Below are 10,969 nucleotides of genomic sequence, written 5' to 3' on the forward strand. Positions count from 1 at the left end.
CCTAATACGACAACAACCCCGGGCCGTCGGCATCGCCGCGTTCCGGGGTTGTTCCTGCTTACGTTGCTAATTGCATTCTTCGCCGAACCAATGCTTGCTAGCCTTTCATCTCGGACACAACTGCCGTCGAATTGACGATCGCGGGCAGCATTCTTTCGCTGCTGACCATCGGCGCGTTACACATCAGGCAAGTCGGAGTACGATCGAACGAAAAGTTGTCTCTCATCCAGCTGTTGCAGCCTTCCGTCTCGCATGCCCATATTTTCGTGTTTTCCTGCGGGATTTCTTCTAGCGGTTTTTTACGATTATACATGGCCAAGCCTCCTTCGCGCTTTCGCATTGACTCATGCCCGGTCCGGACGAGCAACACCGCCAAAAAACGGAAAACTGCCCCCACTTTTGCGGGTAGGGCAGTTTTCGTCTATAAGGCCGGCCTCGTTTGTGGAAAGGTCATGCCTAGCATTTTCAAATATCGATTATTGTACCATGTTCGCCCATAAAAGGCAAACGATTCGGCCCCGGCCCTGACCCCGTAATGACTTGAACCTCGGGAGCAGGATTAGCAGGCTCTATACAACCGGACAAGTTATTTATACGTAATTAGAGGCGAAATTATGTGGGACTAAAGGCATATATCCCCATTTTGCTCTATTCCGCATTTCCGCCTATCAGGCCTTACCGCCTTCCGCCGCAACGCCTTTCTTTTTCGTGGCACCTTTGCCGTTGCCAGGGTTGCCCGAGTTGCCCGGTCCATCCGGGCCGACCTTCGTTTCCGGCTTAAACAGCTTGCCCAACAGAAAGGACTGGGCGATCATAAACAAGCCGCCCGTAACCCAGTACAGCGAGATCGCCGCCGGCGCGAACATCGCGAACGCCCCCATCATAATCGGCGAGAGATAACCCAGGAAGGCCAGCTGCTTGGCCTGATCATTCGTATTGCCGGCTTGGGTGACCTTGAACTGAATGAAATAGACGATAGCGGCGATGATCGGCAGAAGCATATCCGGTTCGCCGAGCTTGAACCACAAGAAGGAATGGGTGGACAGCTCCGGCGTCATCCGAATCGCGGAGTACAGCCCCATCAGAATCGGCATCTGGATAAGCATGGGCAGGCAGCCGATCGCGAGCGGATTCACGTTATGCTTTTGATACAGCGCCATCATCTCTTGCTGCTTCTTCGTCAGGCTGTCTGCGTCCTTCTTGTCCTTGTATTTGGCTTCGAGCTCTTTCAGCTCCGGCTGGAGCGCAGCCATCTTGCCCTTCATCGTCATCTGGGACTTATATTGGCGAAGCATGAGCGGGAACAAGACAAGGCGGATTACGATCGTGATCGCCATGATTGCCAGCCCGTAACTGTCCTGGAACAGACCCGCCATCCAGACGATAAACTCCGACAACGGATAAATGACGTAGTGGTTAAACACGCCTGGCGTGTCTCCGTTAATTTCGCCCGTCGTATTGCCGCAGCCGGTAAGGGCGAACAGGCTCACGAGCAGCAGCGTTATACCGATAATTCGTATCGTCTTGGAACGGGACGGGAATGCGGCGGTGGATCCGGTTGATTGATTACTTGGCATATATAGCCTCCTCGTTGGTTGTGTGGTTGCGTCTCCAACGAGGACGTGCAGGCCGAATCGTCATCATCCGGCGCCGACTTGCGCTTTACGTAGCGGATCAGCCAAAGGCCGACCGCCATGACAAAGGTCGCCAGCTGCGGCAGGGCGATGATCCATATTTGCATCTTTGCGGTGCCCTTCGCGTATTCCGCGCTTGCTTCCCGCAGGTGGATGCTGTAAGAATACGCGATCGTGCATAACAAGCTGATCGAGAACAGATACGGCAACCAATCGTGCAGCTCCAACTCCAACATTTTCGCATTCCCTCCCTTCCGAATTCGTTAATTCCATTCTAAAGCATTTCTGCCGATAATCATACGTGACGATTATGGAATGGCAACAAAATTTCGGCAATCTGCTTTTTCAACATTAATAAATCAGGATTCCTTTATCCAGAACCGACTTGTTCTGCGCTTGGTTGCCCAAAAGATATACTTTCCGCAGATGGGGCAGATGCGCTAAAGGTTCTACATTGGAGATGGCGTTATTCTCCAAATGAAGCACCTCTATCCGTTCCCAGTCCTTCATGAAATCCAGCGTTTGAATGGAATCGTCCTGCATGGTAAAGGAACGCAAAGCCGCCATATCCGCGAAATAATGCATCACGTTCTCCGCATCGTTCAACCAGTCGCCATTGCCTATGCGAAAGGACGGCTGATTCAATGTTAAATGCTCTAAGGTGTTATTGGCAAAGGATTCCTGCTCATCGAATTGAAAACTGCATTCCGTGCAGGTAATCGCCTTTACATGCTGCAATTGAAATAACGCGCTTGTTTCCTCAAAGAAATAGGTCTCGTTGAAATGTAACGTGCGCAGATCCGTCAGTCGATTTAACGATGGTATGCCTGTAAAATTCCCGCTCTCCTTTAACGAAAGCTGTTCCAAACGCGGGTATTTCGCCAAATCCGCTCCATCCAAGTCTTCGCTGAATAGATCAACCGTTAACGATTGCAAAACAGGCGCGGTTAATTCCAATAGGAGCTTACTTTGCAGTTCGGCCTTCTTCAAATTCGGCAACGAGATCGGCGATTTCGCGCCGTGATAACCCGTTATGGACAGCTCGGTCAGCGAAGTCAAACTATTAACGGCTTCAACCGACTCCAGCTTGTTCGGAGACGTTAATCGCAGGCTCGTCAATGACGTTTTATCCCTAAGGCGTTCTAAATTCGTGATTGGAACATAATCAAGATCAAGCGATTGCAAGTTAGGCATATTTTGCATGAAATCGATCGTTTTTAAATTTTCCACCATCGACAGCTTTAGTTCCTGCAATTGACTCAGCGAATACAATGCGCTGAAATCCGTCTCCTTGCTGTAGCTTACAGACAAGGATTTCAAACCGGTCAGCGAGGACAACCACCCCAAATGATCGACCGTCGTCAAAGATAAGGATTGCAACGGCAGTTGATTCAGCAAGTGGAAATCCGTAACGGTTTCGTTGACGTAAGAAATTTCGAGCGTTTGCAGCTTCGGAAACTTTAATAATAGGGCCAATTCTTCGTTGCTCCGAATTTGCGTCGAGAGTTTTACGATTTGGGAGTTATCGCCAAAGTAGTTCGCGATTCGCCCAAAGGATTCATTAAAGCCGCCGGCATAAGCCTTTATTCCTTGCAGATGGCGAAAGCCTACATCCGTTCCTTGCGAAACCTCGTACTCGTTCATCAGATTCAACTCGGTTAGTCCGCTAAAAGCCTCGAAGTCCTTTTGCTCGATCCTTTGCGTATTCAATAGCTTGTCGTGAATCGCGTAGTCGATTAATTCAGCCTGGCCGTTGGTGAACGGATCGTCCAAGCTATAGGTGAACCGCCACCGGTCTTCATCATCGTGGCGAACTGACAAATAACGGATCTTCGCGATTTCTTCCTCCGTAGGCATCGCATCGCCTTTATCAAACACATCCCTCAAAAAGAAAAGAAGCACTTCGCTTTCCGGCATGGTTCGGACCGTGGATGTTGTTGCGCCGCTTTGCTCCGCCGGATTGCCGTTCAAGAAAAAATAGCCGGCCATTAAACCGATGAGCATAAGGGGCACGATCCATAACTTCCTTAGATTCGTGCCAGGGCGGGCAGTTCCGGAGGAAGGAGCCGTCCCGTAATAATGATTAATCGTTTGGTCCACATAGTACACGTTGTTTTCCTTCAACAATAACTCCGTATCGCAAAATAGGCATTTATAGATCTGCCCTTCCTTATATTCGATCTTCCCGTTGCAATTCGGACAATTCAGTTTGATCACATTCACCCGCGGCCCTCCAATCTTGAAGACGTTACTTTAAATCAAGTTTATTATTACGGAGCCGAAATTCCAATAGTTTCAGGAATTAGATGCGGATTTCAAGCGGCTATTCTCGTTTTTCCCGCGCTCAATCTATGATATGATGGGACAAACTACTTTTTTTAACAAGGAGAACCAATTCGTGCCCACATCATCCAAAATTTTCATTAGCTCTGTTGCTCAAGATGCCATCACGCATCTTCGGATAGGTGCATTTGAGGAATTGTCGAGATTGGGACACGATCCTCAGATGTTCGAAAAGAACTTCGGCCCATGGCCGAATTTCCAGACAGGCGTTGATCATTGCTTGAAAAAGGTTAGCGAATGCGACTTGTACTGCCTGTTTATCCATACCAAGGGCGGCTCCATGACGTCGAACGGTTATACGGTTACCCATCTGGAATATTTGCGGGCCGTCTCCGACAGCAAGATGATGATGCTTTATTGTGAAAGCACGATCATGGATGCCTACTTCAAATTCAGATGGATCATCGCCAAATACATCGAAGAGTTTAAACTTTCGCAGGGGAGAATGCCGCACAATAACGAGGTCGTGGATTTTCTGGAGATGGAGTCGGAGAAAAATCCGACGTCCGGCATCCCGTCCAAACATCAAATCGATACCTATGTCTGGGTGCTGCTGCATGATATCGTCATGGTCAAAGGCCATTATGTCGAGAAACTTTCGTGGGGACATACGGTTCCATGGGCATCCTATCTAAGCGATCTGCTCCAGCAAGGACTTCAGCTTCTTCCGAAAAAATCGTTGTACGAGGAAAGCTCCCAGCTCGCCCTCGCCTTCGGGGATTTCACTTCGTTCGCGAAACAAGTCGTATCGGACCATGTCCGAATCAGCGAATTGCTGGAAGGGCGCCGGCTGCTAAACCGTTCCATCCGCATGCTTACTCGCTCGGAGATTACAGCCGGCCCGGTAAACGGAAGCATCGGGAGCGTCAAAGCCTGCTCCGCCATCTGCTTGTTTCATCACGAAGGGAACTCGCTGACGGTGCAGTACTACGCAGGAGACACGAACGGGAATTACGACTTCGAGGTAGGCGACCCAAGCTCATTTGTATCCTATACGTACAATAACCTGCAGGACGGTGTTCCGGGGTTGTTTTATTGGGAGTCGAGGCGGCTATTCTATCTGACTTACAAGCTGGGGGAATACGTGATCTCGTACCACTTCCCGGAGGATACCGCATGGAGCTCGCAGCTGTACGCCGACTACACGGATGATATCATTAATGGTATACTGAACACACACGCTAACGGAATGATCATCGAATTATTGAATTCTCTTATAGGGGGGTTACAGAAATGAGCAAAAAACCGACTCGCTTGCCGGCCGCCCAAGACGGATGGCATGTCCAAACAACTGCCAACGCCCTGTCCCCTGATAAAACCGTCATCGCCGTCAACAAACAAGGAACCGTCCTGCATATGCAGAGAAACGGCATGTCCGCCATCGGCAAGGACACCTTGCTGTTCGTCCCGACCACGCGTTATACAGACAACATCATCCATCATAAGCATCAACGCTTGAATGAGCTTAACAATACGTTGACCGGTCTGACCGTAGAAGGTTAACGGCTCAATCCGCACGCCTATACAATGGCCCTCGCCTGGAATCCAGGGAGGGCCATTTTAAATAAGCACGAAATCCATTACATGACATTCATTTAAGCATGAATGACTTGAGCGGTACCATGGATTCCTCGGGAACGTAGTATTTAAATTTATTATCGCTTATTTGACCAAGCAACTGACGGCGAATAGGATCAGCATCCTTAAGAAGCTCCTCTGAAGCAACATGATAGTCTATAGGTCTCATCCATATAGGGCTGTAGCCTAAGAACAACTGCCTTCTCGTATATTCTGATGTGTTGGGCGATCCCGCATGCCATAAATTTTGAGCAAATATAAACACATCTCCCGGTTTTCCACATACTTGCTCCTCACCGTCCAGCTGTTGACGCACATCCCTGTGATTGGGGTCATATGGCTTTTTATGGCTGCCCGGAATTACTTTTGTATTACCTCGATTAGGCTCCGACATATCACTCAATATATAGCAGGCTTTGATGTAGTAAGTCGCGGTCAGCCCTTCTATAACCGGAAACTTTGGATTTGGTCCGTCCTGATGCCAGTCAATAAAGCTCTGGGATGTTGTTTGCACGTCATTTGGATTTGGTTTTCGAATTGTCAGATGCGATATATGAAGTTGGATATTATAGCCCAGCAAATTAACAATCAAGCGGAGAATGGTCGGCTCATCTATCAATGAGGCTATTTCTGGATGAAGCTCGACGCTATTATAAATATTATAAGCTAGCGACTCTGGCTCATTCGAAATGATGGTATCGATGACGGAATTCAAGCGAGCAACCTTCTCTTGCGACAAAACACTTGGTATAACCAAATAGCCCTTCTCGTTAAATTGATTCATTAACCCTTTGATATCAAGCTGTTTGATACTCATTTCCTCGCCTCCCACTTGTAATTAGTTTCATTATATTTGATTGTATTTTCTGTTATAATGGATAAAATAATTAATTTTCTTGTATATAATTTCAATACTCAAGGGGGCCAGCCAATGGTGGAGCGCGATCAGTTTCAAGAGCCGAATTTAATTTATCATGTGTATATTAAAGATGCTGTGCAATTTCAAAAAACACATGATACTTATGATCATTGGGCATTATTTATTGTCGAGTCTGGCAGCTTTGAATATAGACTGGGAGAGCAAAGTGGCAATGCCGTTCAAGGCGATATGGTACTCTGTCCCCCTGACTTAACCTTCTATCGTTCTACTGATGGACTCTCTTTTCATCTAATCGGTTTTCATTGGCTTACTGCTACTAATGAGGTGGATTTAGACCCTCTCACATTTCCTTATACAGGTAAGCTCCGACTAATGAATAATAAAAGATTAGTATCCACAATTGCACAATTACGCGAAGCTAGTTACTTAAAATCGAATGTAGTTCTTCCTTATAAAAAACATTTGCTGAGAGATTTACTTTATACGTTGCAAATAGAGCTATACGATCAAAACTTAAATCAACTGTATACCGAGGACCCGCTTCTCCAGCTTGTAGTCCATAAGATTAAGCAGAATGCCGAATTCGGTGTATCGTTAAAATCAATTGCATATGAAATAGGAATTAGTCAGGTACAGTTAACAAGGCTATTCAAGCAGGAATTTCGAATTTCACCTAATACCTACGCAACTAATCTTAGGATGGATAAGGTGAAGAAACTACTGATTAATTCGTCACTCACTCTTGAACAAATCTCGGAGCATTGCGGCTTCACCGACGAGCATCATTTGAGCAAAAGCTTTAAGAAACAATTTGGCATTAACCCCTCGGCTTACCGTAAAACTTATCAAGTATAGTCAAAAGAAGAAGACAAGCAGAATATTAATACCTCCGCTTGTCTTCTAGCTCAATTTGTCAGCTGCCAAAGCCAAGCTGGTTGAGTTGCTCTTTAGCGCTATCTAATAACAATGTATAATTCATCGATGTCTCTAATGTTTTGAGGAAATCTTCATACTCTGTTAGAGGACGTTTGTCATAAACAAATTTTGCAATTTCTTCTTCAATAAATCGATCGGCATCTGCCGCGTTAAAACCTTCAGGTATATCAATAAACCCGTTTAGCGCCTCAATACGCTTCTGGTCATTGGCAAATTTTATCGATTCCGACTGAAGCGCGAACTTCGCTTGCAAATATTCCATCTCCGGCCTTCCAGTAAATTGGTAGAGCCAAGAGTGTCCTACCTCACCCGCTTTATCCGTCATTTTCAGCGTGCCGTCTTCTAATGTGAAATGAGTGTCTTTCACCCCAAATTGGACAAGAAGCGATCCTCCGTCCGGATCTGAAATATAGTTCAACAGATCAAAAACTCGCTGCAGCTTCTCAGGGTCCTTCTCAATCGCTTTCGGAATAGCAAATCTCCCCGCAGTTGCCCCTATATCCCATGAAGAGTCATTTTGTCCTCCAGGTCCAACCGGCGCTTCTATTTGCAGCCACTCGGCATTTGGATTTACAGTCTTAATTTGCTCTACGAATTGTTCCTTTGTCATATTAGGCCAATCGATGTGTACGATGCCTGCTTGGCCTTTAATGGATTTCTCCTGATGCTGCAATCCGGTGTTAGCCAATAGTTCAGGGTCAACAGATCCAGAAGAGATCATTTGTTTGATAAACGCCAAAGCATCTTTCATTGCCGGATCGTATAAAGCATTTAATACGGCTCCATCCTTCACATAAAAGTTTCCTGGGGATCCAACGCCGAATGCTCCGAACACGGGTGCAAAGGCGCTTAATTTCCCTCCAGTTAGACCGAAAGTATCTTGTTTACTATTACCGTCAGGATCATTTTTAGTAAACGCTTCCGCAACTTCTGCCAGCTCTTCAATCGTTTTTGGAACATCTAATTTTAATGTATCCAACCAATCCTTTCGAATCCAATAGGTATTGTAAGGGATTTGGGGCGATTTCGAGATCGCATATACTTTCCCGTCAACCATTCCCTTCTTAACCGTTTCTTCTCCAATGAAATCAATTGTTTTCTGTAACTGATCCATGTATGGCGTCAAATCAAGCAGTAGTCCTTGTTTCGAGAACTGAAGCAGCTGTTGGCGGCTCAACATAAACAAATCCGGAAAATTACCTGACGCCATACGAACGTTTAATTGATTCGTATAATCGTCCCCTGAAGGATATACCGTTAAATTCAGATCGATATTTAATGCTTTATCCAGTTCTTGCTTGATACTGTCTTTGTCCGGGGCCGGCAGATTATTTCCAGTTTCAATAATTTCAAGCTTGATCGTTTTATTGCTTGCTTCGGTTGGCGCTTGCGAGGCTGGAGCACTAGGCTTCTCCGTATTTGTAGGCGCAGTTCCTGTATTCTTCGAATTATTTCCTCCTGAGCATGCAGAGAGCATCACAATTAGAAGTGTTACGGATAAAAGAATGGATAAACTTTTTCTCATTTTCATATCCCCTATCTATAATGTGTATATTGAACAGACGTGCATAGCTGGCCAGTTATCTATGCAGCCTAGATCAACCTTTGATAGATCCCAGCAGCATTCCTTTTGTAAAGTGCTTCTGGAGGAAAGGATAAATGACAATAACAGGCACGCTTGCAATCATTACCGCAGCCATCTGCATGGTCTGCGTCGGCATCATATTCTCTGCGTTCTCCAGCGGCTGTTGGCTTTGCATTAATAATTCTCTAACGATAACCTGCAGCGGGAATAACGTACGATCCGTCACGTAGAAGATAGCTTGGAAAAATTCATTCCAATGCCCAACTAAATAGAATAGGCCTACAGTTAGCAATACCGGTATAGATAGCGGTGTCACAATCTGAATCAGAATACGAAACTCCTTGGCTCCATCCATTCTTGCGGATTCGAACAGTTCCTCGGGCAATCCCTCAAAAAAGCTTTTCATAATAAGCACATTAAAGCTCCACACCGCATTAGGAAGAATCATGGCCCAAATCGAGTCCAACAAACCAACGGATTTGACTACCAAGTATGTGGGGATTATTCCTCCGCTGAATAATAAGGTGAAAACAATCATCAGAAGAAAAAAGTTTCTTGCAGGCAAATTTTTTCGCGATAATGGATAGGCCATTAAGCTAGTTAAAATGAGATTAACAGCCGTTCCTATTACTGTGATCCATATCGTTATTTTGAAAGCTTGCGGAATATTGGATTCTGTAAGCAATGTTCGATAAGCTGTAAATGTAATTTCTCTCGGGAATAATATAAAGCCTCCGTTACGAAGCACTTCTCCAAATGGCGTTATCGAAACGGATATGACATACAAAATCGGTAAAATGGCCGCCAGCCCACAAATAATGAGTATGAGATATACGAATGAATCAAAAAGCTTGTCATCCAGCCTCTTTACCAAATTGCTTCACCCCATTTCTTCGCTATCTGATTAGCGATCACGACAAGGACTAATCCTATGACCGACTTAAACAAACCAACTGCTGAAGCCAGGCTAAAGTTCAATTGCTGTAAACCGGTACGGTACACCCATGTATCGAGAATATCCGCGACAGGATACACTTGAATATTGTATAAAATATAAATTTGATCGAAACCTGCATCAAGCAAATGGCCGAGCTTAAGAATAAAGAGAAGAACGATAATGCTTCGAATGCCAGGCAACGTTATATGCCAGATCATACGAAGACGATTTGCGCCATCTACTTTGGCTGCCTCATAAAGTGTAGGGTCGATTCCAGACATTGCCGCCAAATAGATAATCGCTCCCCAGCCCAAGTTTTGCCATACCTCCGAGCCGACAAGAATACTTCGGAAGTAATCGGTTGATGTTAAAAACGGTATAGAGGTTCCGCCCGCTTCTACAATCCAACGATTGATTAATCCGCCGTTTTGTGAAAACAACGTTAATAAAATACCGAAAATAATGACCCATGATAAAAAATGCGGCATGTAAGTCAACGTCTGTACAATTGATTTCAACCAACGCACGCGACACTCATTCAATAAGATTGCCATAATTATGGGAGGCAAAGTGCCCCAAACAAGCTTATAAATGCTGATTAATAAAGTATTGCTTAGCAATTGACTGAAATAGGGGGATTGGTAAAAAGTTTGAAAATGTTTGTACCATGGGTTTATCCATGGGCTTCCGGTTATTCCTTCCATAATTGCATAGTCTTTAAAAGCGATTATGACGCCATACATCGGAAGATATCGGAAAATAATAAAGTAAATGACGCCAGGGAGCAACATGATGTAGAATGCCCGGAAACGCCAGATGACTCGCATCATGGATTGCAATTTCATTAGTGGAACAAGCTGCGCCTGCGGAGATTGTTTGAATCTGGATTTAGCTTCCATCGTCCCTCTCCTTCTTGTATGCGTTTTCATTTTATGGATTAAGTATAGTTTTTTAGAGGGAACACCGATATACATAAAATCAGTAAAAATGTTTGAATTTAGTTAGGGCGTGCCTGAATACTCCGAGGGGAGCAGATTTTGCCGAATTTTCGTTCCATGCAAGGAACTTTTGTGAAG

11 protein-coding genes are annotated in these 10,969 nt (G+C 45.3%); 3 read left to right on the forward strand and 8 right to left on the reverse strand.

The window, feature by feature from the left end; genetic code table 11:
* Nucleotides 1-97: 97 nt before the first annotated feature.
* The 4 genes from PAT3040_RS29615 to PAT3040_RS29630 all read right to left on the reverse strand — a co-directional run bounded on the left by PAT3040_RS29615 (nt 98) and on the right by PAT3040_RS29630 (nt 3,857).
* The gene (locus PAT3040_RS29615) at nt 98-313 is read right to left on the reverse strand and encodes a cold-shock protein (protein WP_087571338.1); all 216 of its coding nucleotides are present in this window, start codon (nt 311-313) and stop codon (nt 98-100) included.
* A 355-nt stretch (nt 314-668) separates the two neighbouring features.
* Nucleotides 669-1,577, reverse strand: a complete 909-nt coding sequence (gene yidC / locus PAT3040_RS29620) for a membrane protein insertase YidC (RefSeq protein WP_108995516.1) — start codon at nt 1,575-1,577, stop codon at nt 669-671.
* A complete protein-coding gene (locus tag PAT3040_RS29625) occupies nt 1,502-1,870 on the reverse strand; it encodes a hypothetical protein (RefSeq protein WP_087571336.1) in 369 nt (122 codons plus the stop codon). The genes yidC and PAT3040_RS29625 overlap by 76 nt, the downstream gene beginning before the upstream one ends.
* Nucleotides 1,871-1,985: 115 nt before the next feature.
* Complete coding sequence (locus tag PAT3040_RS29630; protein WP_108995517.1) at nt 1,986-3,857, reverse strand: leucine-rich repeat domain-containing protein; 1,872 nt, start codon at nt 3,855-3,857, stop codon at nt 1,986-1,988.
* Between the two features lie 175 nt (nt 3,858-4,032).
* On the opposite strand from PAT3040_RS29630, the gene PAT3040_RS29635 reads away from it, so the two are divergent.
* Both PAT3040_RS29635 and PAT3040_RS29640 read left to right on the forward strand, forming a co-directional pair.
* Nucleotides 4,033-5,214, forward strand: a complete 1,182-nt coding sequence (locus PAT3040_RS29635; RefSeq protein WP_181376916.1) for a DUF4062 domain-containing protein — start codon at nt 4,033-4,035, stop codon at nt 5,212-5,214.
* Nucleotides 5,211-5,480, forward strand: a complete 270-nt coding sequence (locus PAT3040_RS29640; protein WP_087571333.1) for a hypothetical protein — start codon at nt 5,211-5,213, stop codon at nt 5,478-5,480. Before PAT3040_RS29635 ends, PAT3040_RS29640 begins: the two co-directional genes overlap by 4 nt.
* Nucleotides 5,481-5,568: 88 nt before the next feature.
* Here the strand turns inward: PAT3040_RS29640 and PAT3040_RS29645 are convergent, their stop codons facing one another.
* Complete coding sequence (locus PAT3040_RS29645) at nt 5,569-6,372, reverse strand: phytanoyl-CoA dioxygenase family protein (RefSeq protein ID WP_108995519.1); 804 nt, start codon at nt 6,370-6,372, stop codon at nt 5,569-5,571.
* Nucleotides 6,373-6,486: 114 nt separating this feature from the next.
* On the opposite strand from PAT3040_RS29645, the gene PAT3040_RS29650 reads away from it, so the two are divergent.
* Nucleotides 6,487-7,290: an AraC family transcriptional regulator gene (locus PAT3040_RS29650; protein WP_258235228.1), complete on the forward strand. Its 804-nt coding sequence runs from the start codon at nt 6,487-6,489 to the stop codon at nt 7,288-7,290.
* A 58-nt stretch (nt 7,291-7,348) separates the two neighbouring features.
* Here PAT3040_RS29650 and PAT3040_RS29655 read toward each other — a convergent pair whose 3' ends face one another.
* The 3 genes from PAT3040_RS29655 to PAT3040_RS29665 form a co-directional block, all read right to left on the reverse strand.
* Nucleotides 7,349-8,896 (reverse strand): extracellular solute-binding protein, encoded by a 1,548-nt coding sequence (locus PAT3040_RS29655; protein WP_258235229.1) that lies wholly within the window; start codon nt 8,894-8,896, stop codon nt 7,349-7,351.
* Between the two features lie 73 nt (nt 8,897-8,969).
* Entirely contained in the window at nt 8,970-9,830 is an 861-nt protein-coding gene (locus tag PAT3040_RS29660; RefSeq protein WP_108995520.1) for a carbohydrate ABC transporter permease, read from the reverse strand.
* Nucleotides 9,824-10,738, reverse strand: coding sequence for an ABC transporter permease (locus PAT3040_RS29665; protein ID WP_087571389.1), 915 nt, complete (start codon nt 10,736-10,738; stop codon nt 9,824-9,826). Before PAT3040_RS29665 ends, PAT3040_RS29660 begins: the two co-directional genes overlap by 7 nt.
* Nucleotides 10,739-10,969: the final 231 nt, after the last annotated feature.

This window comes from Paenibacillus agaridevorans (assembly GCF_003112455.1).
GTDB classification, from domain to species: Bacteria; Bacillota; Bacilli; order Paenibacillales; family Paenibacillaceae; genus Pristimantibacillus; species Pristimantibacillus agaridevorans.